Genomic DNA, 24,721 nt, shown 5'->3' on the forward strand with positions numbered 1-24,721 from the left:
AAGTGAGAGCAGGAACGACATGGCGGAGCTGACGATCTCGTCGGACGAGATCCGCAGTGCGATCGAGAAGTACGTCTCGAGCTACTCCCCGGAGGTCAGCCGGGAAGAGGTCGGTACCGTCTCCGAGACCTACGACGGCATCGCCATCGTCGAGGGCCTTCCGGGCACGATGACCAACGAGCTGCTCGAGTTCCCCGGTGGCGTCCTCGGCGTCGCCCTGAACCTCGAGGTCCGCGAGATCGGTGCGGTCATCCTCGGTGACTTCGACAAGATCGAAGAGGGCCAGGAGGTCCGCCGCACGGGCAAGGTCCTCTCCGTGCCGGTCGGCGACGGCTTCCTCGGTCGCGTCGTCAACCCGCTGGGCCAGCCCATCGACGGTCTCGGCGACATCGTCGCGGACGACACCCGCGCCCTGGAGCTGCAGGCGGCGTCCGTGCTGCAGCGCCAGCCGGTGTCCGAGCCGATGCAGACCGGCATCAAGGCCATCGACGCGATGACCCCGATCGGCCGCGGTCAGCGCCAGCTGATCATCGGTGACCGCAAGACCGGCAAGACCGCGGTCTGCATCGACACGATCATCAACCAGAAGAAGGCCTGGGAGTCGGGCGACCCGAAGCAGCAGGTCCGCTGCGTCTACGTCGCCATCGGCCAGAAGGGCTCCACCATCGCGGGCGTCAAGACCGCGCTGGAGGAGGCGGGCGCACTCGAGTACACGACGATCGTCGCCGCCCCCGCTTCTGACTCGGCCGGCTTCAAGTGGCTGGCGCCGTACACCGGCTCCTCCATCGGCCAGCACTGGATGTACCAGGGCAAGCACGTCCTGATCATCTTCGACGACCTGACCAAGCAGGCCGAGGCGTACCGCGCCATCTCGCTGCTGCTGCGCCGCCCGCCGGGCCGCGAGGCCTACCCCGGCGACGTCTTCTACTTGCACTCGCGTCTCCTCGAGCGTTGCGCGAAGCTGTCCGACGACCTCGGTGGCGGTTCGATGACGGGTCTCCCGATCATCGAGACCAAGGCGAACGACGTGTCGGCGTACATCCCGACCAACGTCATCTCGATCACCGACGGTCAGTGCTTCCTCGAGTCCGACCTGTTCAACGCCGGTGTCCGCCCGGCCGTCAACGTGGGTATCTCCGTCTCCCGCGTCGGTGGTGCCGCGCAGATCAAGGCGATGAAGGACGTCGCGGGCTCGCTGCGCCTCGACCTGTCGCAGTTCCGCGAGCTGGAGGCCTTCTCCGCGTTCGCGTCCGACCTCGACGCCGCGTCGCGCGCCCAGCTGGACCGCGGTGCCCGTCTGGTCGAGCTGCTCAAGCAGGGCCAGTACTCCCCGGTCCCCGTCGAGGAGCAGGTCGTCGAGATCTTCGCCGCGACCAAGGGCCACCTCGACGACGTGCCCGTCGCCGACATCCGCCGCTTCGTCGCGGACTTCAAGGACTCGCTGCGCCGCAACCACGCGGACCTGCTGAGCAGCATCGTCGAGACCAAGAAGTTCCCCGAGGACTCGCAGAAGCGCGTTGCTGCCGCCGTGGCCGACTTCAAGAAGCAGTTCACCGCTTCCGACGGCACGACGATCGTCAACGAGGCGCCCGAGAAGGCGATGGACGCCGACAAGGTCGCGCAGGAATCGGTGAAGCTCCACAAGCCCGAGCCCACCAAGAAGTGATCTGAGCCATGGGCGCACAGATTCGGGAGCTCCGCCAGCGGATCCGAACGGTCAACTCGACCAAGAAGATCACGAAGGCCTACGAGCTCATCGCCACGTCTCGCCTCGCCAAGGCGCAGACCAGGGTCGCGGCCTCGCGCCCCTACGCGGACGAGATCACGAACGTGCTCTCCGCGTTGGCCGAGGCCTCGGCGAACCTCGACCACCCGCTGCTGACGGAACGCAAGAACCCGAAGCGCGCTGCAGTCCTCGTCGTCACCAGCGACAAGGGCATGTGCGGTGGCTACAACGCCAACGTGCTCAAGGCCGCTGAGCAGCTGATCGAGCTGCTCAAGTCCGAGGGCAAGGAGCCGGTGCTGTACGCGACCGGCCGCAAGGCGATCGGGTACTACAACTTCCGCCGCCGCGAGGTCACCGCCTCGTGGAGCGGGTTCTCCCAGACTCCGCACTACGTCAACGCCGTCGAGGCGGGCGACGCGCTGGTGGAGGCGTTCCTGGAGGGCACGGAGAACGGTGCGCAGGGCGTGGACGAGATCCACGTCGTGTACACCGAGTTCAAGTCCATGCTGAGCCAGACGCCCACCGCCAGGCGGATCGCGCCGATGGACGTCGAGTACACCGGCGAGACCCCCAAGGGGCCGCGTGCGGTGTACGACTTCGAGCCCAGCGCGGAAGCGCTGCTCGGTGCGATGCTGCCCAAGTACGTGAAGACCCGGCTGTTCTCCGCCTTGCTGGAAGCGGCGGCATCGGAGTCTGCGGCACGCCGCACGGCCATGAAGGCCGCGACGGACAACGCGACGGAGCTCGTCCGGAACCTCAGCCGGGCGGCGAACTCGGCCCGTCAGGCCCAGATCACCCAGGAGATCAGCGAGATCGTCGGTGGCGCCTCCGCGCTTACCGGTGGCGCAGGAAGTGATGAGTGACATGAGTGCTACTGCCACCACCACCCGCACCGGTCGTGTGGTTCGGGTGATCGGTGCGGTCGTCGACGTGGAGTTCCCGCGCGACGCCGTGCCTGAGCTGTTCAACGCTTGCCACGCCGAGATCACCTTCGAGGCGGTCGCCAAGACGCTGACCCTCGAGGTCGCGCAGCACCTCGGCGACAACCTGGTCCGTTGCATCTCGATGCAGCCGACCGACGGTCTCGTCCGCGGTACGACCGTGACCGACACCGGTGCCGCGATCTCGGTGCCGGTCGGCGACGTCGTCAAGGGCCACGTCTTCAACGCCCTCGGTGACTGCCTCGACCAGCCCGGCCTCGGCCGCGACGGCGAGCAGTGGGGCATCCACCGCAAGGCGCCCGCCTTCGACCAGCTCGAGGGCAAGACCGAGATCCTCGAGACCGGCATCAAGGTCATCGACCTGCTCACCCCGTACGTCAAGGGTGGCAAGATCGGCCTGTTCGGCGGCGCGGGTGTCGGCAAGACCGTGCTCATCCAGGAGATGATCACGCGTATCGCGCGTGAGTTCTCCGGTACGTCGGTGTTCGCCGGCGTCGGTGAGCGCACCCGTGAGGGCACCGACCTCCTCCTCGAGATGGAGGAGATGGGCGTTCTCGGCGACACCGCCCTGGTGTTCGGTCAGATGGACGAGCCGCCCGGCACGCGCATGCGCGTCGCGCTGTCCGCTCTCACGATGGCGGAGTACTTCCGCGACGTGCAGAACCAGGACGTGCTGCTCTTCATCGACAACATCTTCCGCTTCACCCAGGCCGGTTCCGAGGTGTCGACCCTGCTGGGCCGCATGCCTTCCGCCGTGGGTTACCAGCCGACGCTGGCCGACGAGATGGGTGAGCTCCAGGAGCGCATCACCTCGACGCGCGGTAAGTCGATCACCTCGCTGCAGGCCATCTACGTGCCCGCGGACGACTACACCGACCCCGCCCCGGCGACCACCTTCGCCCACCTGGACGCGACGACGGAGCTCTCCCGTCCGATCTCCCAGAAGGGCATCTACCCGGCCGTCGACCCGCTGTCGTCGTCGTCTCGAATCCTCGAGCCGTCGATCGTCGGCGAGGAGCACTACCGGGTTGCCCAGGAGGTGAAGCGAATCCTGCAGAAGTACAAGGAGCTGCAGGACATCATCGCCATCCTCGGTATGGACGAGCTCTCCGAGGAGGACAAGGTCCTCGTCGGTCGCGCGCGTCGTCTCGAGCGCTTCCTCGGCCAGAACTTCATCGTGGCCGAGAAGTTCACCGGTCAGCCCGGTTCGTTCGTGCCGATCAAGGACACGATCGAGGCGTTCGACCGCGTGTGCAAGGGCGAGTTCGACCACTACCCGGAGCAGGCGTTCTTCTCCTGCGGCGGGTTGGACGACGTCGAGGCGAACGCGAAGAAGCTGGCCGGCAACTGAGCTGGGTTCGACGCGATAGCTGAAGGTTCCTGAGGGCCGTTCCTCCCTGGTGGGAGGGGCGGCCCTTTGGGCTGTCAGGGGATCCGTTGTCGCGGCGGTGGCGCCATGGTGCGTTCGTCTTTCCGGTCAGTGGAAACCGGGCTCCCGGCTGTCGGTTTGTCGCCGCACGATGCACGGCAACACCAGGCCCTCATCGAGGAGGACGAGCGCGTGAACAAGTGGGTGTTGCCGCTGTGCTGGACGGCGGTGTTGCTGGACGGCTTTGACCTCGTCGTGCTCGGCACGGTGATTCCCGTGCTGTTGCAGGAGAAGCTGCTCACCACGGCCTCTGCCAGCGCGGTGTCCACGGCCGGGTTGGTCGGGATGATGCTGGGCGCGCTCGTCATCGGGACCATCACCGACGTCGTGGGGCGGCGCAAGGTGATGATCTACGCGGTGGCCGGGTTCTCGGTGTTCACGCTGGCTTGTGCCTTTGCGACCGATGCGACGACGTTCGGGGTGTTGCGGTTCTTGGCCGGGCTGGGGCTGGGCGGGTGTTTGCCGACGGCGATCGCGTTGGTGAACGAGGCGCGGCCGTTGCGGGGTGGGCGGGCGACCACGCTCATCATGACCGGGTACCACGTCGGTGCGGTCATCACGGCGTTGCTGGGGATCGTGCTGATTCCGGACTTGGGGTGGCAGGCGCTGTTCGTGGTCGGGGCGTTGCCCGCGGTGGTGCTGGTGCCGTTGATGGTCAGGTACCTGCCGGAGACGGTCACGCGGAAGGCTCCTGCGGGGGAGGCGGTCGGGTCGTTGTTCAAGCCCGGGCTGCGCAAGGCGACGGTGGCGTTCTGGGCTGCGTCGTTCATGGGGTTGTTGTTGGTGTACGGGCTGAACACCTGGTTGCCGCAGATCATGCGGAGTGCCGGGTACGAGCTCGGGACGGCGCTGGCGTTGTTGCTGACGCTCAACATCGGCGCGGTGGTGGGGCTTTTGATCGCCGGCACGGTTGCGGACCGGGTGGGGGTTCGGCCCGCTGCGATCGGGTGGTTCGGTGGGGCGGTGGTGTTCTTGGCGCTGCTGAGCATCAAGTTGCCGGGTGTCGGTGTGTACGTGGCCGTGTTCTTGGCCGGGTGCTTCGTGTTCAGCGCGCAGGTGCTCGTTTACGCCTACGCGGGGCGGGTGTACGAGGAGAACCGGGCCACCGGGATCGGGTGGGCCGCGGGGATCGGGCGGCTCGGGGCGATCAGCGGGCCGTTGGTCGGTGGGGCCTTGTTGACGGCCGGGCTGGCGTATCCGTGGGGGTTCTACGTGTTCGCGGTGGTGGCGGCGCTCGGGGCGGCCGGGGTGGCTGCGGTGGGGATGAAGGACAAAGCGGTCGTGCAGCGCGCGGGGTGATGGCAGGGTTCGGGCATGGCCCGACATGTGCCCTATGACGAACCAGGAGTGCCGGACCTCCGATCGCCCTGGCGGTACCTGTGGTGGCTGGCGTGGGTGCAGCGCCGGCGGGTGCTCGCCGGGGCGTGGTGGGGGTCGTCGTGGATGTGCGGGCTGATCGTGCCGCCCTACCTCATCCAGCGGGCCGTTGAGGACGGTCTGCGGGGTGGGGACCGGCAGGCACTGGTGTGGTGGTGTGCGGCGCTCGTGGGCATGGCTGCCTTGCTGGCCGTGCTGGGGATGTTGCGGCACCGGACGATGACGAAGGTGCGGACCGACGCGTCGTTGCGCACGGCGCAGTTGGTCGTGCGGCACGTCACCGGGCTGGGTGGGGTGGTGCGGCGCAAGCTCTCCACGGGGGAGCTGACCTACCTGCAGAACGGTGACACGGCGCGGATCGCGCACGCTCTCACGACCACCGGGCCTGGGGTCGGGGCGGTGGTCGCGTACGCGGTGACGGCGGTGTTGCTGGTGCGGATCTCACCGTTGGTGGCCGTGGTGGTGTTGCTCGGGGTGCCGGTGATGGCGGTGGTGTCCGGGCCGGTGCTCAAGCGGCTGCACGCGGTGGAGGCCGGGTACCGGGACAGCCAGGGCGAGCTGACGTCACGGGCCGGGGACATCGTGGCCGGGCTGCGGGTGCTGTCCGGGATCGGCGGCAAGCCCGCGTTCGAGCAGCGGTTCCGGGAACGGTCGGCGGTGGTGCGGGAGCACGGGTACCGGGTGTCCGTGTGGCACAGCTGGGCGCAGGTGATGTGGGTGCTGCCCACGCTGTTCCTCGCGGTGGTCACGTGGATCGTGGCGCGGATGGCGGTGACCGGCGAGATCACCGTGCCGGAGATGATCGCGGTCTACCTGTACGTGACGACGTTGATCGTGCCGGTCAGCTTCTTCGTGGAGGGCGCGGACTCGGTGCCGCGGGCGCTGGTGTCGGCGCGGCGGGTCGTGGACCTGTTGTCGTTGCGGCCGGAGGAGGCCCTGGACCGGCCCGGGCTGCAGGTCGAGAGCGGTGCGTTGACGGTCGTGGTGTCGGCGGACCCGGCGGCGGCGCGGGAGGCGGTGGAACCGCTCGGGCTGGTGGCGGACAACGACGACTACCTGTTCCGCGGGCCGGTGCGGGAGGCGGTGTCGGTCGCCGAGCACGACGAGCTGGTGCTGGAGCAGGCGATCTGGGCGGCGGCCGCGGTGGACGTGGTGGAGGCGTTGCCGGACGGGCTCCACTCGCACCTGGAGTCGCAGGGGCGCAACGTGTCCGGCGGGCAGCGGCAGCGGTTGCGGCTCGTGCGGGCGTTGCTCAGCGAGCCGGACGTGCTGGTGCTGGTGGAACCGACCTCCGCGCTCGACGCGGTGACCGAGGCGGCGGTGGCGCGGCGGGTGAAGCAGGCGCGGGCCGGGCGGACCACGGTGGTCGTGTCGTCGTCGCCGTTGTGGGTGGGGCAGGCGGACCACGTCGTGCACCTCGACGCGGTGCTGGAGGAGAGCCGATGACCCGGTTGCCCGTCGCGGACCGGCGGGAGGTGCGGCGGGCGGCCGTGCGGCTGGTGCGCGGCGAACGCGGTGCGCTGGCGGTGGTGTTGCTGCTCACCACGCTCGCGGCGCTGGCAGGGCTGGTCGGGCCATACCTGCTCGGCAAGATCGTGGGCGGGATCGAACGCGGTGGGCTGACGTTGTCCACTGTGGACTGGATGGCCGCCGGGGTGCTCGGTGCGGCGGTGGCCCACCTGGTGCTGGTGCGGTACAGCAGCCTGGTGACGACGCGGCTGGGCGAGCGACTGCTGTCGTCGTTGCGCGAGGAAGCCGTGTCGAGGTCGCTCGCGCTGCCGGCGCGGGTGGTGGACCGGCTGGGCGTCGGCGACCTGCTCATGCGCGTCACCAGCGACGTGGGCACGGTCGGGGTGACGCTGCGGGACGGCGCGCCGGAGGTCTTCACCGGGGTCGTGCACCTGGTCGTGGTGTTCGTGGCGGTGCTGTGGCTGCACCCGGCACTCGGGCTGGCGGCGCTGGTCGGCGTGCCGTTCGTCGCCGTGACGATCCGCTGGTACCTCCGGCGGGCGCGGGCTGCCTACCTGGCGGAGAACGCGGCGGTCGGCGACGTGGCCGAGCTGACCGCGGCGGTCGGCGAGGGCAGCAGGACGATCGAGACGTACGGGTTGCGGGCGCGGATGCGGGTGGCCGCGGACGGTGCGATCGCGGTGTCGTACGCGACCAGAATGCGAACCCTGTTGCTGCGCAACGTGTTGTTCCCGATCGTCGAGTTCGTGAACATGCTGCCGACCGCCCTGGTGCTGCTCGTCGGCGGCTCGGCGTACCTGTCCGGCCAGGTGCCGATCGACGTCGTGGTCACGGGCGGCCTGCTCGTGTGGCGGCTGGTCGAGCCGATGGACCGGATCCTGTTCTGGGTGGAGAACGTCCAGCGCGGCGCGGCGTCGTTCGCCCGCGTCGAAGGCATCGGGGCGCAGGTCGAACCGCCGGTGGAACCTGTTGTGCCGCAGGGCGATCGCATCGAGCTGCGCGGCGTCAGGTACTCCTATGTCGACGGACACGAGGTGCTGCACGGCGTCGACCTCGTGGTCCAGCCGGGAGAACGGCTCGCGATCGTGGGCGTGTCCGGTGCGGGCAAGTCGACGCTGGGCCGGTTGGTCGCCGGGGTGGACCGGCCGGACGAGGGCGACGTGCTGGTCGGCGGCGTGCCGGTCGCGGACCTCGTGGCGGCGGGCGAGCAGCGGGTCGTCCTCGTGACGCAGGAGCACCACGTCTTCATCGGCACCCTGCGGGAGAACCTGGCGGTGGCCGCTCCCGGCGCGCCGGACGAGCGGCTGACCGAGGCGTTGCGGATGGTGGGCGCCCACTGGTCCACCACGCTGCCGGACGGCCTGGACACGGTGCTCGGGGCGGGCGGCCTGACGCTGGATCCCGCGCAGGCACAACAACTCGCGCTCGCCAGGGTCGAGGTCGCCGATCCGCACACGCTGGTGCTCGACGAGGCCACGTCGTCACTCGACCCGGCGACCGCCCGGCACGCCGAGCGCGCGATCGCGGCCGTGCGGGAGAGCCGCACGGTGATCGCGATCGCGCACCGGCTGCAGACCGCCCAGGACGCCGACCGGATCGCGGTCGTCGACGCGGGCCGGGTCGTCGAGCTCGGCACCCACGACGACCTCGTCGCGCTGGGCGGTACGTACGCGGCGCTGTGGCGGTCGTGGCACGGGGGTGACTAGTAGACCGTCGCTTCTAACCTTTGGGGTAGAGGTGGCGGAGTCGGGTGCGGGCGTCGTGAGTGGTGAACTGCCAGTCGACGCCGCGCTGGTTGGTGTTGGTGGCGTGTTGCCAGGCGGCGAGTTCGGTGTTGAGGGTGTCGAGGTCGCTGATGCGGCGGTCGAGGCACTGGCGGCTGAGTGCGGAGAGTTCGATCTCGGCGATGTTGAGCCAGGATCCGTGTTTGGGGGTGTGGTGGATTTCCAGGCGCTGGGCCAGGGCGAAGGCCTCGGCGGGCGGGAAGGCGTCGTAGAGCGAGGCGATGGTGTGGGTGTTGAGGTTGTCCATGACCAGCACCACGGTCCCGGCGTCGGGGTAGTCGACGGTCAGGAGTTGTTTGACCTGCCCGGCCCAGTCGAGTTTGGTCCGCTGGGCCAGGGCGTGGACACGCCGCCAGCCGCGCAGGGGGTCGGTGAACACGAAGATCGAGCAGGTGCCGCGCCGGACGTATTCGCTGTCCTGGCGGGCATCGCGGCCCGGCCGGGCCGGCAGCGGGTCGCGGACCTCGCCGAGGAACTGGAAGGGTTTCTCGTCCATGCACACGACCGGGCGGGCGGGATCGTACGGGCGGGCGTAGACGGCGAGGACGTCTTCCATGCGGGCGGCGAACTCGGCGTTGGCGCGTGGCGGGATGGTCCAGCACTTCCTCAGATGAGGACGCAGTTGCGTTTTTTCAACACCCGGCCGATGGTCGAGTGGTCCAGGTTCGGGATGTCCTCGGTGAGCTCGACATGCTTTTCCAGCAGCCGCAACGACCACCGGGCATGCCCGGCCGGCGGTGCCGAGCACGCCAGCGCGATCAGCCGGGCCTCGACCTCCCCGGTCACCGGCGACGGCACCGGCGGAAGAGCACGCTTCTTACGTCCGATCGTGGCAAGAACATCACCGCCGGTCTCGGCGAACCGCCTGGCGACCAGCCGCAGCATCTCACCCGAGACCCCGAGCCGGGTCGCGATCACTTCCTTCGGATCGGGTTCGCCCACCGAGGTGTCCAGCGCGAGCAGCACCCGCGCCCGCCTGATCGCCGACGCCGCACGCACACCCGTGGTGGTCAGCCGGATCAGCTCTTCACGATCCCGTGCCGACAACGTCACCGGCCGCTTCAACTGGGAGGCCATGACAACAGCCTCCCAGCCAAAACGCCGTAAGTAAGCAGCGACACACTACTAGTGGTGTGGCTCGGAACGTTGCCGGGGGAATTCGCGGTCAGACGGGTGCATCGTGGTGTCGCCCCCACGTCCTCATACTGGACCGTATGGGGGCGTGGGGGCGGCGCCGCGAGGTGCCCTGCTGAGCGTGGATCACCTCGCCGACGTTCCGAGTCGCGCCACTAGAGCGGGACCTCCGTGGTGTTGCCGTGCTGCCACAGCGTGACCTGGGTGATACCCGGCGGTGCGAGCCATGCGTCCCGCCGCTCCTCGGGACCGAGCAGTGCACCGCGCTCGGCCAGGATCACGCCCTGGGCGTCCGGCAACGTGATCCGCACCGGCACGGTCAGGTCGCGCTGCACCGGGCCACCGGGCAGGAGGCGGTCGAACCTGCCGTCGGCGTGGTAGATCGCCGCGACCAGTTCCTCGCTCGCCTCGAACACCGTCGCGAACCGGCCGTCCGGGAGCCAGGCCCGCACCTCCCAGCCCGTCAGCGCGCCGGACCCGCTGCCGAAGTCGAGGTAGCCCCGCTTCTGCAGGTCCGTGACGACCGACCGGTCCTGGCCGGTGCCGGGCAGGTCGGGCTCCTGCAGCCGGGTGGCCCACATCACGTCCGGCCAGCCGAGCACGCCGGGGTGCTGGGTGAGGACCTCGCCGAGCTGCAACTCCTTGGCGGAGACGATCCGTTCTTGCTGCAGCGCGAAGAAGTCCTTCGACCCCGGCTCGCTCGTCGTGCGCAGGAACACCGGCTTCTCGGTGCGCTTCGCGGTCAGCACGGCGACGCCCGTCATGCCGGTCTCCGCCCGTTGCCACGACCGGGACCAGCGCTGGTCGGGACCGCGAGTGGGGTTGACCGACCAGTAGACGCTCCTGCCGAGGCCCAGTACCACGAACGTCGAGTCGTCAGGGCCGAACTGGTAGATGCCGCGTTCCTGGCCGCCGGCCTGGACGACCTCGCTGTCCACAACGGCGTCACCCACCACGAGGCCCACCATCGTCCGCGCGTCCTCGGAGTTGTGCGCTTCCACCGGCTGCACCACCAGAGCGGCAGGGCCACCCGGTGTTCTCGCCGCCCAGAACACCTTCGGCCTGGCCGAGACGTCAGTCACGGCGTTCCTGGCCAGCGCGGAAACGGTCTGGGCGTCCCGCCACACGTCCAGCGACCTGGTGAGGAACTCGGTGTCGGCGGCCAGGTCCCCGCTCGTCGCCGCGGTCAGCCGCGGGTCGTCCGCACTGGGCGCCGGGTTCGACCCGGTCAGCACCACCCCGGTGACGAGACCCGCGAGCAGCGCCACCACGGCGGTCACCGTCAACAGCTTGCGGGTGTGCCGTCGGCGCGCCCCGGTCATCACGTCCCCCACGAATCCGGGCCGCACGTCGAGGGTCTCGGTCGCGGTCTCCATCGCCTGCTTCAGCTCCACGTCAGCACCTGCTCACCCATCAGCTCCCGCATGCGGGCGAGGCCGCGCGAGGTCTGGCTCTTCACCGTGCCGACACCGCAACCCAGCGCACGGGCGGTGTCGGCCTCGCTCAGGTCGTCGAAGAACCTCAGCACCAGCACGGCCCGCATCTTCTTCGGCAGCTCCGCCAACGCGCGCACGACGCTGTCCGCGGCCACGACCTGGTCCTCGTGACCTGAGGTCGTCGGCGTCCGCGCGTGGTCCATCGGCGCTTCCGGCTTGCGTGCCCTGCGCCGCCACCGGTTGGCGGCGGCGTTGGCGAGTGCCTTGCGCGCATAGGCCTCCGGTGAGGTCCGGATGCGCCGCCACTTGCCGTACATGCCCATCAGGACGTCCTGCAGCATGTCCTCGGCCGCCTGCCGGTCGCCGCCGCACAGCAGGTACGCGGTGCGCAGCAAGGCCTGCGAACGCAGCGCCACGAACTCCTCGAACTCCTGCATGTCCCCCTCCGGCGGTTGTCGAAGGTACTGACACCGGGCGGGGCGGCAAGGTTGTCAGGCGACCGTTTAGACTCAGCTCGACTCCAGACGACGAGGGAGATGCGCGTGGCCGAGATGACCGTTGAACTGGTCGCCGTTGAACGCCGCCTGTGGTCCGGCAAGGCCACTTCCGTTTCGGCGCAGACGACCGAGGGCGAGATCGGCATCCTGCCCGGTCACGAGCCCGTTCTCGGTCAGCTGGTCGAGGGCGGTGTGGTGCGAATCCGCACGACGGACGGTGCACTGGTGACCGCCGCAGTACATGGGGGCTTCCTGTCCGTGACCGGTGACGGCGTGTCGATTCTCGCCGAGGACGCCGAGCTCGCGGGCGAGATCGACGTGAACGCGGCGCGTTCGGCGCTGCAGGACGCGGACGACGCAGAGCGCGCACGTGCGGCAGCGCGCGTGCGGGCCGTGGAACAGTCGGCCTGAGACCGGGCACGAGGCCGCAGCCGTGGGGATCACCGAGATTGCCGGACTGATCCTTCTTGGGGTGGCAGTCGTCATGGCCTTGTTCGCCTGGCGGCGGATCAGGCTGCTGCGCGAGGGCGGCGTGCACGTCGCCCTGCGCAGCCGGTTCGACGACCGCGGCCGGGGCTGGCACCTGGGCGTGGGGCACTACCGGGGCGACTCGTTCGCCTGGTTCCGGGTGCTCTCGCTGGGGTCCGGTCCCGACGAGATGATCTCCAGAGACGGCCTCGAGATCGATGCGCGCCGGGAGCCCACGGGGCCCGAGGCGTACGCGATGCCGGTGGGGGCGACGGTGCTGCGGTGCCGGTCCGCGTCGGGCGAGGTCGAGATCGCGATGGGCCCGGATGCGCTGACCGGATTCTTGTCCTGGTTGGAGTCAGCGCCTCCGGGCCGGTCCATTCCCTGGGCCTCGTAGACACGACGAAGAGGGCGCCTTCCGCTACAGGGAGGCGCCCTTCGTCGTTCGTCAGGCGTTGCCGCCCGGCTGCCACAGCACGTCACCGTCCGGGTTCGCCACCCGAGCCAGGATGAACAGCAGGTCCGACAGCCGGTTCAGGTACTTCGCCGTCAGCACGTTCGTGTGCTCCGCGTCGTCCTCGATGAGCGCCCACGCCCGCCGTTCCGCGCGCCGGGCGATCGTGCGGGCCTGGTGCAGCAGGGCCGCGCCGGGGGTGCCGCCGTTGAGGATGAACGAGTCGAGCTTGCCGAGGCGTTCGTTGAACGTGTCGCAGTAGCCCTCCAGGCGGTCCACGTACGCCTGGGTGATGCGCAGCGGCGGGTACTTCGGGTCCGGGACGATCGGCGTGCAGAGGTCCGCTCCGACGTCGAAGAGGTCGTTCTGCACCTTGCGGACCACGTCGTGCACGTCTTCGGCCAGCGAACCCAGTGCCAGGGCCACGCCCAGGGCCGCGTTGGTCTCGTCCACGTCCGCGTAGGCCTCGATGCGCGGCGAGGTCTTGGGGACGCGGGAGAAGTCGCCGAGTCCGGTCGTGCCGTCGTCGCCGACCCGTGTGTAGATCTTGGTGAGATGTACCGCCATGACCGGCACTCTATGGCCGTACGTAGGATTGCCGCGTGAGCGAGCATTTCCGGGTACACGGTGGCGCACGTCTGGTCGGCGAAGTTGATGTCGTCGGCGCCAAGAACAGCGTCCTGAAGCTGATGGCCGCTGCTTTGCTCGCCGAGGGCACGACAACCCTCACCAACTGCCCGGACATCCTGGACGTGCCGCTGATGGCGGACGCGTTGCGCAGCCTGGGGTGCGAGGTCGAGCTCGAAGGTGACGTGGCGAGGATCACCACGCCGGCCGAGCTGAGCTACCACGCCGACTCCGAGGCGATGGGCAAGCTGCGGGCCAGCATCTGCGTGCTCGGGCCGCTCGTCGGGCGGTGCAAGCGCGCGGTCGTGGCGTTGCCGGGTGGCGACGCGATCGGCTCGCGGCCGCTGGACATGCACCAGAGCGGGCTGGAGAAGCTCGGTGCCAGGACGTGGATCGAGCACGGCTGCATCGTCGCCGAGGCCGAGGGGCTGCACGGCGCGCAGATCTGGCTCGACTTCCCCAGCATGGGCGCCACCGAGAACATCCTGATGGCGGCGGTGCTGGCGAACGGCACCACGGTCATCGACAACGCGGCGCGCGAGCCGGAGATCGTCGACCTCTGCCTGATGCTCACGCAGATGGGCGCGCGGATCGAGGGCGCCGGCACGTCGACGCTCACCGTGCACGGCGTCACCGAGCTCACGCCGACCGAGCACCGCGTGATCGGCGACCGGATCGTCGGCGCCACGTGGGGGTTCGCTGCCGCCATGACGCGCGGCGACGTGCGGGTGCGCGGCGTGAACCCGCACCACCTGGACCTGGTGCTGGAGAAGCTGCGGATGGCGGGCGCCGAGGTGACCGTCTACGAGGGTGAGGACGAGGGCTTCCGGGTGGTCATGGAGGGGCGGCCGAAGGCGGTCGACTTCGTGACGCTGCCCTACCCCGGCTTCGCCACCGACAACCAGCCGTTCGCGATCGCGCTGTCGGCGGTGTCCGAGGGCACGTCGATGATCACGGAGAACCTGTTCGAGGCGCGGTTCCGGTTCATCGACGAGATGATCCGCCTCGGCGCCGACGCGCGCACGGACGGTCACCACGCGGTGATCCGCGGCGTCGAGAAGCTGTCCAGCGCGCCGGTGTGGGCCAGTGACATCCGCGCTGGTGCGGGCCTGGTGCTGGCCGGTCTGTGCGCCGACGGGGCGACCGAAGTCTATGAAATCTTCCACATCGAGCGCGGTTACCCTGGGTTCGTGGAAAACCTCCGCAAGCTCGGGGCCGACGTCGAGCGCGTGAGCGCCTGAGTCAGGTCTTGAGCACGAGCCGCGCGTTCGCGACGTCCGCCGGGAACACCATCACCCGGTAAGGCGCGTTTCGTGAGCGCGTGGCTTTGACCCCGTTCGCCTTCAGCTTCCGCACGAGGACGTTCGCCGCCTCTTCCGTGGGCACGACCGCCACCTCGCTCAACAACCCGAAGTCCGTGCCGTCCAGATCCGGCACGGGCCGCTTGTCGTTGCCCACGAAGTACCGCAACAGCAATGCCAGCAGGCCGAGCACCGCGAACACGACGACCGTCTGGTAAATCAGCGTCACCTCCTCATCATGCTCTTTTTGGTCTCGATTCAGTGAGCAAGCGCACGCGCAGCCTCTGTTACTGGCCAGTACGCTCCGGAGAACGACGTTGTGGGAGGTTGCTGTGCCGTACCCAGCTGACCGTGAACGCGACCGCCCCTGGGTGATGCGCACGTATGCGGGTCACTCGTCGGCCGCCGCTTCCAACGCGCTCTACCGGCGGAACCTCGCCAAGGGCCAGACCGGCTTGTCGGTCGCGTTCGACCTGCCGACGCAGACCGGCTACGACCCCGACGACGAGCTCGCCAAGGGCGAGGTCGGCAAGGTCGGCGTGCCGATCAGCCACATCGGCGACATGCGGCAGCTGTTCGACCAGATCCCGCTCGGCGACGCCAACACGTCGATGACGATCAACGCGACGGCCATGTGGCTGCTCGCGCTCTACGTCACCGTGGCCGAGGAGCAGGGCGCGGACCCGGCGGCGCTCGCCGGCACCACGCAGAACGACATCATCAAGGAGTACCTGTCCCGCGGCACCTACGTGTTCCCGCCGGGGCCGTCGCTGCGGCTGATCACCGACATGGTCGCGTGGACCGTGTCGAACGTGCCGAAGTGGAACCCGATCAACATCTGCAGCTACCACCTCCAGGAGGTCGGCGCGACGCCGGCGCAGGAGGTCGCGTACGCGATGTGCACGGCGATCGCGGTGCTCGACTCCGTGCGCGACTCCGGTCAGGTGCCGCAGGAGAAGTTCGGTGACGTCGTCGCCCGCATCTCCTTCTTCGTGAACGCCGGTGTGCGGTTCATCGAGGAGATGTGCAAGATGCGCGCGTTCGCCCAGCTGTGGGACGAGATCACGCTGGAGCGCTACGGCGTCCAGGACCCGAAGCACCGCCGGTTCCGCTACGGCGTGCAGGTCAACTCGCTCGGGCTCACCGAGGCCCAGCCGGAGAACAACGTCCAGCGCATCGTGCTGGAGATGCTCGCGGTGTCGTTGTCCCGCAACGCCCGCGCCCGCGCGATCCAGCTGCCGGCGTGGAACGAGGCGCTCGGCCTGCCGCGGCCGTGGGACCAGCAGTGGGCGCTGCGGATGCAGCAGGTGCTCGCCTACGAGACGGACCTGCTGGAGTACGAGGACGTCTTCGACGGCTCGCCGGTCGTCGAGGCCAAGGTGAACGAGATCCTCGCCGGTGCGCGCGAGGAGATCGACCGGGTGCAGGCGATGGGCGGTGCGGTCGCGGCCGTCGAGTCCGGCTACATGAAGTCGAACCTGGTGTCCTCGCTGGCTGATCGCCGCCGCCGGGTCGAGGCGGGCGAGGACGTCATCGTCGGTGTCAACAGGTTCGACACGACCGAGCCGTCGCCGTTGCAGGCCGAGGGCGCGAAGGCGATCGAGACCATTGACCCGATCGTCGAGCTGCACGCGGTCGAGGCGATCGGGCAGTGGCGCGCGAACCGGGACAACGCGGCGGTGGAGACGGCGCTGGACGCTCTGCGCGAGGCCGCGAAGACCGACCAGAACCTCGTGGAGGTGACGCTGGCGTGTGCGCGCGCCGGCGTGACGACCGGCGAGTGGTCGCAGGCGTTGCGGGAGACCTTCGGCGAGTACCGGGCGCCCACGGGCGTCTCCGGTGCGTCGGCGTCCGGCGAGGCGGGCTCGGAGATCGCGCGGGTGCGCGACCGGGTGCGCTCGACCGGTGAGGAGATCGGCGAACGGCTGCGGATGCTGGTCGGCAAGCCGGGCCTCGACGGGCACTCCAACGGCGCCGAGCAGGTCGCCGTGCGGGCCCGCGACGTCGGCTTCGAGGTCGTCTACCAGGGCATTCGCCTCACGCCGGCGCAGATCGTGGCGGCAGCGGTGCAGGAGGACGTGCACGTGGTCGGCCTGTCGATCCTGTCCGGGTCGCACCTGGAGGTCGTGCCGGCGGTGGTCGACGGGCTGCGCGCGGCCGGTGCCGGGGACATCCCGGTGATCGTCGGCGGCATCATCCCGCCGGACGACGCGGCCGAGCTGCGCGAGCGTGGTGTGGCACGGGTGTTCACGCCGAAGGACTACGAGCTGACCGAGATCATGGACGAGATCGTCACCGTGATCCGCGAGGTGCGTTCGCCGGCCTGAGCCTCTACGTTCGCGGCATGGTCGACGTTGCGCGCGAGGGTTCCGTAGTCCGGATCACGATGAACCGTGCGGCGAAGCGCAACGCGCTGTCCGCCGAGCACCTGACCGAGCTGCTGGAGGCGTTCCGGGAGGCCGGCGCGTCCGACGCGGCGGGCATCGTGCTCGGTGCCGAGGGGCCGGTGTTCAGCGCCGGCCACGACTTCGCGGACGTGCACGCACGGGACGAAGAAGGTGTGCGGCTGCTGCTGGAGCTGTGCACGGTGCTGATGAAGACGATCCAGTCCGTGCCGCAGGTGGTGATCGCACGCGTGCAAGGCCTGGCCACGGCTGCCGGGTGCCAGCTGGTCGCGTCCTGCGACCTCGCGGTCGCGGCGGACACGGCCGGTTTCTCGTTGCCCGGCGGCAAAGCCGGGTGGTTCTGCCACACGCCGGCGGTGCCGGTGGCGCGGTCGATCGGGCGCAAGCGGTTGATGGAGCTGGTGCTCACCGGTGACGTGATCGACGCGGCCACCGCCGTGGAGTGGGGCTTGGTCAACCGCGCAGTGCCGGCCGACGCGCTGGACACCGAGGTGGACGACTTGCTGGCGCGGGCGACGCGCGGCTCCAGGACGTCGAAGGCACTCGGGAAGCGGACGATCTACGCGCAGCTGGACCGGCCGGAGCCCGACGCGTACGAGATCGCGCTCGCGGTCATGGCCGAGACCTCGCAGTCCCCGTCAGCCAAAGAGGGACGGGCGTCGTTCCTGGAGAAGCGGCAGCCCGTGTGGCCCGACTAGTCGCGAGCAGCTTCAGCGCGTCCGCGTCCGGGCCCGGTTCGGCCTGGTAGACCACCAGGAACTGGCCGGGCGCCTCGCGGACGTCGAACGAGTGGTAGGTCAGCTTGAGCCGGCCGACGGCGGGGTGCACGAACTCCTTGGCGTCCTGGGTCTTCCCGCGCACCTCGTGGTGTTCCCAGAGCTCCTCGAACACCGGGTGCCGGCTGAGCTCCGCGACCATCTGCCGCAGCCGCGCGGACTTCGGGTCGGCGGTCTGCCGCAGGTGCGCGACGGTGCTCTGGGCGACCCAGTTCCAGCGCGGGTAGAAGCTCGCGGCGGCCGGGTCGAGGAACGTCATCCTGGCCGCGTTGTCGGCGGGCGTGAACGGCTCGTACAGGGCGTCGGCCAGTGCGTTCGAGGCGAGCATGTCGAGGTAGGAGTTCATCACGAACGCCGGCATGTCGTGCATGCCGCTGATGAGCTGCCGCAGCTCGGCGCTCACCTGGTCGGTCGTGTGGCCCTCGTCCGCGACGACGCCGGCCAGGCGGTGCAGGTGCGCGCGGGCGTCGGTGTCCAGTCGCAGCGCGCGGCTCAGCGCGTCGAGGACCTGGGCGGACGGGTTGGTCTCGCGGCCCTGCTCCAGGCGGGCGTAGTAGTCGGCGCTGACGCCGGCCAGCACGGCCACCTCCTCCCTGCGCAGGCCCTTGACCTTGCGCTGGGTGTGCGAGGGCAGGCCCGCGTCCTCCGGGTTGACGCGGGCGCGGTGGGCTTTCAGGAACTCGCCGAGCACGTGTTCGAGGTTAGTTCGGGTTCCGCGAAGCTGCCTGGGTGTGGCACACCTAGGGAGAAGGTGTCCTGGTTGACCTGCGGTTTCCCCCCGATCGTTGTCGCCATGAGCAAAGTTGTGGTGATCAGTGGAGCGTCCAGCGGCATCGGCGAGGCCACGGCCCGCGTCCTGGCCAAGGCGGGGCACCAGGTGTTCCTGGGCGCCCGGCGGGTGGACCGGCTGGCGGCGCTGGCCGAGGAGACCGGTGGCGGGTACCAGGAGCTGGACGTGACCTCGCGCGCGTCGTTCCAGTCCTTTGTGGACGCGGCGGTCGAGAGGTACGGGCGGGTCGACGTGCTGGTGAACAACGCGGGCGTGATGCCGTTGTCGCTCATGGACTCGCTGAAGGTCGACGAGTGGGACCGGATGGTCGACGTCAACATCAAGGGCGTGCTGAACGGGATCGCGGCCGTGCTGCCGCGGTTCACCGGCGGCGGCCACGTCGTGAACGTGGCCTCGATCGGCGCGCACATGGTCATGCCCACCGCCGCCGTGTACTGCGCGACCAAGTACGCGGTGTGGGCGCTGTCCGAGGGCCTGCGGCAGGAGCGCGACGACCTGCGGGTCACCGTGATCTCGCCCGGTGTCACGGAGTCCGAGCTGGCGGACACCATCACCGAGCAGCACGCGGCGGACCTGATGCGGGACTTCCGCGCGGGTGCGCTGCCCGCGTCGGCGATCGGGGAGGCCATCGCCTACGCCGTCTCGCAGCCCGCGGAGGTCGACGTGAACGAGATCGTGGTGCGGCCGGTGACCCAGCGGTAGGGCTCAGCGGGCGCTGAGGACCCGCGCCCACGGTTCGTCGAGGTCGGCCAGGCCCAGCACGGCGACGACGTTGTCGAGCATCCCGGCACCGAACCAGTGCCGCACGGCGTCGTCGTCGCCCAGCAGTTCCCGCACGGTGCCGACCTGCTTGGCGTAGCACCGGCGGACGGCCTCGCCCACCAGCGGCTCCTCGGCGGCGCAGTTCGCGTGCATGAGGAACCGCAGGACCGTCCGGTCCGCCACGAGCGCGGCGTAGGCGTTCCTGGCCGCCGCCAACGCCGTCTCGTCACCTTCCGGCGCGTGCGCGACCAGCGTCTCGGTCATCACGGCGGACACCTGGTCGACCGCCGCCGCGAACAGGGCCTGCTTGTTCGGGTACAGGCGGTAGAGGTACGGCTGGGAGATGCCGACCCGGTCGGCGATCTCGTGCGTCGTGGTGCCGTAGAAACCCTTGTGCGCGAAGCAGTCGATCGCGGCGGCCAGGACGGCCCGGCGGCGTTCGTCGCTCTTCGTGCTGGTGCCGGCGGCGGGCATGGGCATCAGTCAACCACGGCTTTCGCGGTCTCCGCGCCGAGGTCGGGGGTGAGCGCCTCGATCGCCACCAACGGGTTCCAGTAGTCGAGGTAGTGGGTGATGAGGCCGTCGTCGCCGGTCCGCACGACGGAGATGCACGTCTGCTCGTACGGCTTGCCGGTCGCGACCGCCGTGCCGGTCGAGCGGAACTCGGCGATCGCGAGGGTCTGCTCGACCGTCTCGTGGAACACCAGGTCGACGAACTCGACGTCGAAGGTCTCCGGGAAGCCGCGCATGTGTGCGAGCAGTGCGTCCCGGCCGGCCACCCGCCGGGGCACGCCCTGCGGCGCGTACGGGAACTCGAGCACCGCGTCCGGGGCGAACAGCGTCACCCATTCCTCCGTGCGCCCGGCGGCGGTGAGCCGCAGGTGCTCGGCAACGGCGTGCTGGGCCGCGGTGCGGTCGGCGGTCATGTGCGCCCTCCTAAGTTAGTGATTGACCAATAACTTAGCGGGCTAAGCTCCTGTCGTCGAGCCGGGGCGCAGGATCATCAGCACGGTCACGACGGCCCAGAGCAGGTTGAAGACCCCCGTGTACATGGCCAGCCGCTTGACGTTCCCGGTCTTGAGCGCCTGCTCCTGGCCGGGGAGGATCTTGAGAGCCAGCACGAACGCGGCGGCGGTGGTGAGCGCGATCGACACGACCACCCAGGGGTGGCCGGTCACGCCCATCACGCCGGCCGTCGCGAAGCCGAAGACCGGCACCGAGATGCCGAGCAGGGCGTAGACGCGGCAGATCCGGTGCAGCAGCGCGGCGTTGCCGTCGGTGGCGACGGCCTTGGGGAACATGCTGGCGGCCACGGTGACCGGGCCGATCGCGATGATGGCGGCGAGGACGTGCAGCGAGAGGAAGAGCTTGCTCATGCCGCGCTCCACACCGTGCCGCGGCGCTCGTGGGCGAAGAGGGTCTCCACCTCGACCGCCTTCCGCGCGCCGACCTCGCGCTCGACCAGGTAGAGGCCGAGGTCGACGCCCGAGGTGACACCGGCGGCGGTGACCAGGTCGCCGTCGTCGACGATGCGGGTGCGGACGGCGTTGACGCCCATCGCCTCCAGCGCGTGCAGGCCGAGGTGGTTGGTGGTCGCGGTGCGGCCGGTGATCAGGCCGGCCATCGCGAGCAGCAGCGAGCCGCCGCACACCGTGGTGACGGTCAGGTCGTTGTTCTCCAACGCCTGCCGCAGCGGCGTCTTCAGGGTTTCGGCGGCATTGCCCAGCAGCGCGACGACCCCGTCCTCGTCGTGGCCGGCGGCTCCGGGGACGACGAGCAGGCCGGCGGCGAGCGGGTCCAGCCGGGCGGTCGCCCGCAGGGAGAAGGCCAGGCCGCTCGGCACGTCCCGCGGGCCCTCCGCGGTCACCAGCTCGACCTGCAGGCCGCCGGCGCCGAGGGTCTCGTACGGGCCGATCGCGTCCAACGGGTCGAAGCCGTCGAACAACACCACTTGCGCTCTCACTTCGCTGCTCCTTCGGTTCCGTTGATCAAACGGTAGGAGTGGCGCGGTCGGTGGGCGAGTGGCTGGAATGCCATGTTCCAACGGATTCTCGCCAGCTATGGTGGTGGTCGTGCACCAGGTGGCCGTAGTGGTGATGGACAGCGTGGTCCCGTTCGACTTCGCGGTACCCGTGGACGCGTTCAACTGGACCGGGCGGTACCGGGTGCGCGTCTGCGGTCCCAAGAGGACGGCGCGGTCCGAGCTCTTCGACCTCAAAGTGCAACACGGCCTGGAGTTGCTGTCCGAAGTGGACACGATCGTGCTGCCGGGGCACGATCCGGAGCTCGTGGTGCCGCCGAGGGTGGTCGAGGCGTTGCGCGCGGCGGCGGCGCGGGGTGCGCGGATCGCGTCGGTCTGCACGGGGGCGTTCGTGTTCGCGGCGACCGGGTTGCTGGACGGGATGCGCGCGACCACGCACTGGCTGCCGAGGAGCTGGCGGCGCGGTTCCCGGCCGTGGAGGTCGACCCGGACGTGCTCTACGTCGACAACGGCCAGTTCCTGACCTCCGCCGGTGCCTCGGCGGGGATGGACCTCTGCCTGCACATCATCCGGCGCGACCACGGGTCCGCGGTGGCGGCCGACGCGGCGCGGATGGCGGTGATGCCGCTGGAACGCGAGGGCGGGCAGGCGCAGTTCATCGTCACACCACCGGTGGCGCCGCAGGGTGCGGAGCTCGAACCGCTGCTGCGGTGGATGGAGGCCAACGCCGCACGCGACCTGACGCTGACCGACGTGGCCGGCCACGCCGGGATGAGCACGCGGACGTTGAACAGGCGGTTCCGCGAGCAGACGGGGACGACCCCGCTGCAGTGGCTGCACCGGACGCGGATCCGCCAGGCGCAGCACCTGCTGGAGACGACGAGGCACCCGGTGGAGCTGATCGCGAGCAAGGTGGGGTTCGGGTCGGCCACGGCGTTCCGCGACAGGTTCAAGCGGGTCGCCGGGACGTCACCGAACGCCTACCGCGCAGCATTTCAGAGCTGCCGCGACTAGGGCCTGTGTCGAAGTCCGGTTCGATGAGAGTCGAGCCTGAGGTGGTTCCTGGCGGTGCGGGCGGACAGCCCGCATACCGGTGTTGTATGTGGGCTGTCCGCCCGTGCCCCCAGGGGCCGCCTCAGGCCCGGCTATCGCGGACATGGACTTCGACACAGGCCCTAGGGCTGGGCGTGCTCGTGCAGGAGCAGCAGCGTGTACGCGGCGATCGACTGCGCGTCGGTGACCTCCGCCTTCGCGATCATCGCCTCGAAGTCGGCGCGCGCGAACCACGCCGAGCGCATGTCCTGCTCCTCGTGCTCCCGCTCGTGGAAGCCCTCGACGAGGTCGGTCGCGAGGAACACCCGCCCGCGCTGCGACGACATGCCCGGTGCGACGTCGATCAGCCCGAGCTCGATCAGCTTGCCCGCCCGCAGCCCCGTCTCCTCCCGCAGCTCGCGCGCGGCGAGGGCGAGCGGGTCGGTGTCCGCGCGGTCGGGCGCGGTGCCCTGCGGGAACTCCCAGCGCCGCATGCCGAGCGGGTAGCGGTACTGCTCGACGAGCCGCACGCGTTCGCCGTCGAGGGGGATGACCAGCGCGAAGTCGGGCTTGTCGACCACGCCGTAGATGCCTTTTGTGCCGTCCGCGCGCCGGATCTCGTCCTCGCGAACGGTCATCCACGGGTTTGCGTACACCTCACGGGTGCCGAGGCTTTCCACGGCACGGACCGTACCTAACGACCCGTTCCTGGACACACCCCGTAGCCTGTCGCGGTGCGTCTCGTCATCGCTCGCTGCCAGGTCGACTACGTCGGACGACTGACCGCCCATCTGCCGATGGCCCAGCGACTGCTGCTCATCAAGGCCGACGGCTCCGTGTCGATCCACTCCGACGACCGCGCGTACAAGCCGTTGAACTGGATGAGCCCGCCCTGCTGGCTGATCGAGGACCCGGACATCTGGACGGTGCAGAACAAGGCGGGGGAGAAGCTGATCATCACCCTCGACGAGGTGCTGCACGACTCCAAGCACGAGCTCGGCCCGGAACCCGGCCTGCAGAAGGACGGCGTCGAAGCCGACCTGCAGAAGCTGCTCGCCGAGCACGTGACCACCCTCGGCGAGGGCTACTCGCTGGTGCGCCGCGAGTTCCCGACCGCCATCGGCCCGGTGGACCTGATGTGCCGCGACGGCGCCGGCGCGTCCGTGGCCGTGGAGATCAAGCGCCGGGGCGACATCGACGGCGTCGAGCAGCTGACCAGGTACCTGGAGCTGCTCAACCGCGACCCGCTGCTCGCGCCCGTGCGGGGCGTGTTCGCGGCGCAGCAGATCAAGCCGCAGGCGCGGGTTTTGGCCGAGGACCGCGGGATCCGGTGCGTGGTGCTGGACTACGACGCGTTGCGGGGGATCGAGCCGGACGAGTTCCGGCTGTTTTGATCAGCCGTCCCGTCCCGGACCGCCAGGTACCGGTTGCCGCGGATGCCCATCGCCTGACGCAGGCCGCAGCCGGTGAGGTCGCGGATCCGCTTGATCGCATGAATGGCGCCCAGTTCGGCGACCGCGCGGTCGATCTCCGCGCGGTTCGCCTCCGGCAGTGCGGCGAAGATCAGCTGCGGCTCGCACTGCGGGCAGGGCTGTCCCTCCTCGTCGGGTGGGCGGAACTGTTCGTTGCCGCAGCCGGGGCACGGCCAGGTCGTGTACGTCGCGGCGCAGGCGTCGCACAGCGGGTGGTGGGCGGCACTGGGGTGCCTGGTCCACGCGGGCTTCGCCCGGCAGAGGGCGCAGTCGTAGGCGGCGGGGCCGGTCATCGCTTCACCGAGCCGCGGTACGCGATCATGAGCGTGTAGTCGAAGTTGTCGCGCCGGAACTCGTCCAGTTCCCGCAACCGCTCGGGCGCGTCCATCACGGCACCGGCGTCGACCATCGCACCGATCTCGTCGCGCACGGCCCGCGGCAGCGCTTCCCAGGCCGGGCCCAGGCCGCAGGGCCGGCAGATCTCCCCGTGGGTCTCGTCGCACCCCATCAGCCGCCGGTCGCACGACGGGCAGGACCAGCTGACCCGGCCGTGCTCGGTCTCCGCGCAGCGGCAGGTTCGTTCGCCCACCCTCCTGCGGTAGGACGTGATCCGCATGTACTCCATGGTCGGGCGCCGTCCGCCGTCCAGCTCCGCCAGCAGGTACCCCGCCGGGATCGCGCTCTTCTCGTCGACCACGGCGCCGACCTCGTCCCGGACGGCCTGCGGCAACGCCTCCCAGAGCGGGCGCATGGCGCAGATGTCGCAGACGTCGTCCCGAGGGGTGTCCTCGCTTGGGCCCATGAGCACCGCACGGCACAACGGGCACAGCCGGATCGTCTGCCTGTAGTCGTTCACGTG

27 protein-coding genes and 1 pseudogene are annotated in these 24,721 nt (G+C 69.9%); 14 read left to right on the forward strand and 14 right to left on the reverse strand.

Annotated elements, in window-relative coordinates; translation table 11 throughout:
- Positions 1 to 19 precede the first annotated feature (19 nt).
- The 6 genes from atpA (at position 20) to BBK82_RS20700 (ending at position 8,649) form a co-directional block, all read left to right on the forward strand.
- Complete coding sequence (gene atpA / locus BBK82_RS20675; RefSeq protein WP_065916473.1) at positions 20 to 1,666, forward strand: F0F1 ATP synthase subunit alpha; 1,647 nt, start codon at positions 20 to 22, stop codon at positions 1,664 to 1,666.
- 8 nt (positions 1,667 to 1,674) lie between these two features.
- Entirely contained in the window at positions 1,675 to 2,589 is a 915-nt protein-coding gene (locus tag BBK82_RS20680; protein ID WP_065916474.1) for a F0F1 ATP synthase subunit gamma, read from the forward strand.
- Entirely contained in the window at positions 2,582 to 4,018 is a 1,437-nt protein-coding gene (gene atpD, locus BBK82_RS20685) for a F0F1 ATP synthase subunit beta (protein ID WP_218920640.1), read from the forward strand. The genes BBK82_RS20680 and atpD overlap by 8 nt, the downstream gene beginning before the upstream one ends.
- Before the next feature lie 210 nt (positions 4,019 to 4,228).
- Positions 4,229 to 5,395 carry an MFS transporter gene (locus BBK82_RS20690; RefSeq protein ID WP_237048294.1) on the forward strand — a complete coding sequence of 389 codons (1,167 nt, stop codon included), beginning with the start codon at positions 4,229 to 4,231 and terminating at the stop codon, positions 5,393 to 5,395.
- 15 nt (positions 5,396 to 5,410) lie between these two features.
- The gene (locus tag BBK82_RS20695; RefSeq protein ID WP_083268063.1) at positions 5,411 to 6,919 is read left to right on the forward strand and encodes an ABC transporter transmembrane domain-containing protein; all 1,509 of its coding nucleotides are present in this window, start codon (positions 5,411 to 5,413) and stop codon (positions 6,917 to 6,919) included.
- Positions 6,916 to 8,649: an ABC transporter ATP-binding protein gene (locus tag BBK82_RS20700; RefSeq protein WP_065916477.1), complete on the forward strand. Its 1,734-nt coding sequence runs from the start codon at positions 6,916 to 6,918 to the stop codon at positions 8,647 to 8,649. The genes BBK82_RS20695 and BBK82_RS20700 overlap by 4 nt, the downstream gene beginning before the upstream one ends.
- 13 nt (positions 8,650 to 8,662) lie before the next feature.
- On the opposite strand, the gene BBK82_RS52735 is transcribed toward BBK82_RS20700, so the two are convergent.
- The 4 genes from BBK82_RS52735 to BBK82_RS20720 all read right to left on the reverse strand — a co-directional run bounded on the left by BBK82_RS52735 (position 8,663) and on the right by BBK82_RS20720 (position 11,734).
- Complete coding sequence (locus BBK82_RS52735; protein WP_237048377.1) at positions 8,663 to 9,445, reverse strand: IS630 family transposase; 783 nt, start codon at positions 9,443 to 9,445, stop codon at positions 8,663 to 8,665.
- Positions 9,334 to 9,804 (reverse strand): helix-turn-helix domain-containing protein, encoded by a 471-nt coding sequence (locus tag BBK82_RS52740; RefSeq protein WP_218920509.1) that lies wholly within the window; start codon positions 9,802 to 9,804, stop codon positions 9,334 to 9,336. The genes BBK82_RS52735 and BBK82_RS52740 overlap by 112 nt, the downstream gene beginning before the upstream one ends.
- Positions 9,805 to 10,016: 212 nt before the next feature.
- A complete protein-coding gene (locus BBK82_RS20715) occupies positions 10,017 to 11,255 on the reverse strand; it encodes a hypothetical protein (RefSeq protein ID WP_065916478.1) in 1,239 nt (412 codons plus the stop codon).
- On the reverse strand, positions 11,246 to 11,734 hold the full coding sequence (locus BBK82_RS20720) for a SigE family RNA polymerase sigma factor (RefSeq protein ID WP_065916479.1): 489 nt from the start codon (positions 11,732 to 11,734) through the stop codon (positions 11,246 to 11,248). The genes BBK82_RS20715 and BBK82_RS20720 overlap by 10 nt, the downstream gene beginning before the upstream one ends.
- Before the next feature lie 105 nt (positions 11,735 to 11,839).
- Here BBK82_RS20720 and BBK82_RS20725 point away from each other — a divergent pair, with 105 nt between their 5' ends.
- Positions 11,840 to 12,205 carry a F0F1 ATP synthase subunit epsilon gene (locus BBK82_RS20725; RefSeq protein WP_065921225.1) on the forward strand — a complete coding sequence of 122 codons (366 nt, stop codon included), beginning with the start codon at positions 11,840 to 11,842 and terminating at the stop codon, positions 12,203 to 12,205.
- A 73-nt stretch (positions 12,206 to 12,278) separates the two neighbouring features.
- Entirely contained in the window at positions 12,279 to 12,659 is a 381-nt protein-coding gene (locus tag BBK82_RS20730; protein ID WP_179953792.1) for a DUF2550 domain-containing protein, read from the forward strand.
- A gap of 51 nt (positions 12,660 to 12,710) precedes the next feature.
- Here the strand turns inward: BBK82_RS20730 and BBK82_RS20735 are convergent, their stop codons facing one another.
- Positions 12,711 to 13,283: a cob(I)yrinic acid a,c-diamide adenosyltransferase gene (locus BBK82_RS20735; RefSeq protein ID WP_065921226.1), complete on the reverse strand. Its 573-nt coding sequence runs from the start codon at positions 13,281 to 13,283 to the stop codon at positions 12,711 to 12,713.
- 35 nt (positions 13,284 to 13,318) lie between these two features.
- On the opposite strand from BBK82_RS20735, the gene murA reads away from it, so the two are divergent.
- Positions 13,319 to 14,584: a UDP-N-acetylglucosamine 1-carboxyvinyltransferase gene (gene murA, locus BBK82_RS20740; protein ID WP_065916481.1), complete on the forward strand. Its 1,266-nt coding sequence runs from the start codon at positions 13,319 to 13,321 to the stop codon at positions 14,582 to 14,584.
- A gap of 1 nt (position 14,585) precedes the next feature.
- Here murA and BBK82_RS20745 read toward each other — a convergent pair whose 3' ends face one another.
- Positions 14,586 to 14,873, reverse strand: coding sequence for a hypothetical protein (locus BBK82_RS20745; RefSeq protein WP_065916482.1), 288 nt, complete (start codon positions 14,871 to 14,873; stop codon positions 14,586 to 14,588).
- Between the two features lie 103 nt (positions 14,874 to 14,976).
- Here BBK82_RS20745 and BBK82_RS20750 point away from each other — a divergent pair, with 103 nt between their 5' ends.
- Both BBK82_RS20750 and BBK82_RS20755 read left to right on the forward strand, forming a co-directional pair.
- The gene (locus BBK82_RS20750) at positions 14,977 to 16,971 is read left to right on the forward strand and encodes a protein meaA (protein WP_065916483.1); all 1,995 of its coding nucleotides are present in this window, start codon (positions 14,977 to 14,979) and stop codon (positions 16,969 to 16,971) included.
- Positions 16,972 to 16,988: 17 nt separating this feature from the next.
- Positions 16,989 to 17,747: an enoyl-CoA hydratase-related protein gene (locus BBK82_RS20755; RefSeq protein WP_065916484.1), complete on the forward strand. Its 759-nt coding sequence runs from the start codon at positions 16,989 to 16,991 to the stop codon at positions 17,745 to 17,747.
- Here BBK82_RS20755 and BBK82_RS20760 read toward each other — a convergent pair.
- Positions 17,662 to 18,516, reverse strand: coding sequence for a helix-turn-helix transcriptional regulator (locus BBK82_RS20760; RefSeq protein ID WP_065916485.1), 855 nt, complete (start codon positions 18,514 to 18,516; stop codon positions 17,662 to 17,664). The genes BBK82_RS20755 and BBK82_RS20760 overlap by 86 nt on opposite strands.
- Positions 18,517 to 18,618: 102 nt before the next feature.
- On the opposite strand from BBK82_RS20760, the gene BBK82_RS20765 reads away from it, so the two are divergent.
- Complete coding sequence (locus BBK82_RS20765; RefSeq protein ID WP_083268064.1) at positions 18,619 to 19,317, forward strand: SDR family oxidoreductase; 699 nt, start codon at positions 18,619 to 18,621, stop codon at positions 19,315 to 19,317.
- 3 nt (positions 19,318 to 19,320) lie between these two features.
- Here the strand turns inward: BBK82_RS20765 and BBK82_RS20770 are convergent, their stop codons facing one another.
- The 4 genes from BBK82_RS20770 to BBK82_RS20785 are packed head-to-tail and all read right to left on the reverse strand — an operon-like array spanning position 19,321 to position 21,340.
- Positions 19,321 to 19,857 carry a TetR/AcrR family transcriptional regulator gene (locus tag BBK82_RS20770; protein ID WP_065916487.1) on the reverse strand — a complete coding sequence of 179 codons (537 nt, stop codon included), beginning with the start codon at positions 19,855 to 19,857 and terminating at the stop codon, positions 19,321 to 19,323.
- Positions 19,857 to 20,303, reverse strand: coding sequence for a nuclear transport factor 2 family protein (locus BBK82_RS20775; RefSeq protein ID WP_065916488.1), 447 nt, complete (start codon positions 20,301 to 20,303; stop codon positions 19,857 to 19,859). The genes BBK82_RS20770 and BBK82_RS20775 overlap by 1 nt, the downstream gene beginning before the upstream one ends.
- Positions 20,304 to 20,345: 42 nt before the next feature.
- Positions 20,346 to 20,753, reverse strand: a complete 408-nt coding sequence (locus BBK82_RS20780; RefSeq protein ID WP_065921227.1) for a hypothetical protein — start codon at positions 20,751 to 20,753, stop codon at positions 20,346 to 20,348.
- Positions 20,750 to 21,340 (reverse strand): DJ-1/PfpI family protein, encoded by a 591-nt coding sequence (locus tag BBK82_RS20785; RefSeq protein ID WP_065916489.1) that lies wholly within the window; start codon positions 21,338 to 21,340, stop codon positions 20,750 to 20,752. The genes BBK82_RS20780 and BBK82_RS20785 overlap by 4 nt, the downstream gene beginning before the upstream one ends.
- Positions 21,341 to 21,449: 109 nt before the next feature.
- On the opposite strand from BBK82_RS20785, the pseudogene BBK82_RS20790 reads away from it, so the two are divergent.
- A pseudogene (locus BBK82_RS20790) lies at positions 21,450 to 22,372 on the forward strand (GlxA family transcriptional regulator).
- A 161-nt stretch (positions 22,373 to 22,533) separates the two neighbouring features.
- Here BBK82_RS20790 and BBK82_RS20795 read toward each other — a convergent pair.
- The gene (locus BBK82_RS20795) at positions 22,534 to 23,070 is read right to left on the reverse strand and encodes an NUDIX domain-containing protein (RefSeq protein ID WP_065916490.1); all 537 of its coding nucleotides are present in this window, start codon (positions 23,068 to 23,070) and stop codon (positions 22,534 to 22,536) included.
- A 54-nt stretch (positions 23,071 to 23,124) separates the two neighbouring features.
- Here BBK82_RS20795 and nucS point away from each other — a divergent pair, with 54 nt between their 5' ends.
- Entirely contained in the window at positions 23,125 to 23,784 is a 660-nt protein-coding gene (gene nucS / locus BBK82_RS20800) for an endonuclease NucS (RefSeq protein WP_065916491.1), read from the forward strand.
- Here nucS and BBK82_RS20805 read toward each other — a convergent pair.
- Both BBK82_RS20805 and BBK82_RS20810 read right to left on the reverse strand, forming a co-directional pair.
- The gene (locus BBK82_RS20805; RefSeq protein WP_065916492.1) at positions 23,736 to 24,155 is read right to left on the reverse strand and encodes a hypothetical protein; all 420 of its coding nucleotides are present in this window, start codon (positions 24,153 to 24,155) and stop codon (positions 23,736 to 23,738) included. The genes nucS and BBK82_RS20805 overlap by 49 nt on opposite strands.
- Positions 24,152 to 24,718, reverse strand: a complete 567-nt coding sequence (locus BBK82_RS20810) for a hypothetical protein (RefSeq protein ID WP_065916493.1) — start codon at positions 24,716 to 24,718, stop codon at positions 24,152 to 24,154. The genes BBK82_RS20805 and BBK82_RS20810 overlap by 4 nt, the downstream gene beginning before the upstream one ends.
- Positions 24,719 to 24,721 lie beyond the last annotated feature (3 nt).

This window comes from Lentzea guizhouensis (genome assembly GCF_001701025.1).
In the GTDB taxonomy this organism is placed as follows: domain Bacteria; phylum Actinomycetota; class Actinomycetes; order Mycobacteriales; family Pseudonocardiaceae; genus Lentzea; species Lentzea guizhouensis.

Excerpts from the sequence above, each read along its gene's own strand:
- BBK82_RS20720 (WP_065916479.1), bottom strand. The coding sequence starts at position 11,734 with ATGCAGGAGTTCGAGGAGTTCGTGGCGCTGCGTTCGCAGGCCTTGCTG.
- BBK82_RS20770 (WP_065916487.1), bottom strand. The coding sequence starts at position 19,857 with ATGCCCATGCCCGCCGCCGGCACCAGCACGAAGAGCGACGAACGCCGC.
- BBK82_RS52740 (WP_218920509.1), bottom strand. The coding sequence starts at position 9,804 with ATGGCCTCCCAGTTGAAGCGGCCGGTGACGTTGTCGGCACGGGATCGT.
- BBK82_RS20780 (WP_065921227.1), bottom strand. The coding sequence starts at position 20,753 with ATGAGCAAGCTCTTCCTCTCGCTGCACGTCCTCGCCGCCATCATCGCG.
- BBK82_RS20755 (WP_065916484.1), top strand. The coding sequence starts at position 16,989 with ATGGTCGACGTTGCGCGCGAGGGTTCCGTAGTCCGGATCACGATGAAC.
- BBK82_RS20775 (WP_065916488.1), bottom strand. The coding sequence starts at position 20,303 with ATGACCGCCGACCGCACCGCGGCCCAGCACGCCGTTGCCGAGCACCTG.
- atpA (WP_065916473.1), top strand. The coding sequence starts at position 20 with ATGGCGGAGCTGACGATCTCGTCGGACGAGATCCGCAGTGCGATCGAG.
- BBK82_RS20735 (WP_065921226.1), bottom strand. The coding sequence starts at position 13,283 with ATGGCGGTACATCTCACCAAGATCTACACACGGGTCGGCGACGACGGC.
- BBK82_RS20805 (WP_065916492.1), bottom strand. The coding sequence starts at position 24,155 with ATGACCGGCCCCGCCGCCTACGACTGCGCCCTCTGCCGGGCGAAGCCC.
- BBK82_RS20700 (WP_065916477.1), top strand. The coding sequence starts at position 6,916 with ATGACCCGGTTGCCCGTCGCGGACCGGCGGGAGGTGCGGCGGGCGGCC.
- BBK82_RS20695 (WP_083268063.1), top strand. The coding sequence starts at position 5,411 with ATGGCCCGACATGTGCCCTATGACGAACCAGGAGTGCCGGACCTCCGA.
- BBK82_RS20765 (WP_083268064.1), top strand. The coding sequence starts at position 18,619 with ATGAGCAAAGTTGTGGTGATCAGTGGAGCGTCCAGCGGCATCGGCGAG.
- BBK82_RS20680 (WP_065916474.1), top strand. The coding sequence starts at position 1,675 with ATGGGCGCACAGATTCGGGAGCTCCGCCAGCGGATCCGAACGGTCAAC.
- BBK82_RS20730 (WP_179953792.1), top strand. The coding sequence starts at position 12,279 with ATGGCCTTGTTCGCCTGGCGGCGGATCAGGCTGCTGCGCGAGGGCGGC.
- atpD (WP_218920640.1), top strand. The coding sequence starts at position 2,582 with ATGAGTGACATGAGTGCTACTGCCACCACCACCCGCACCGGTCGTGTG.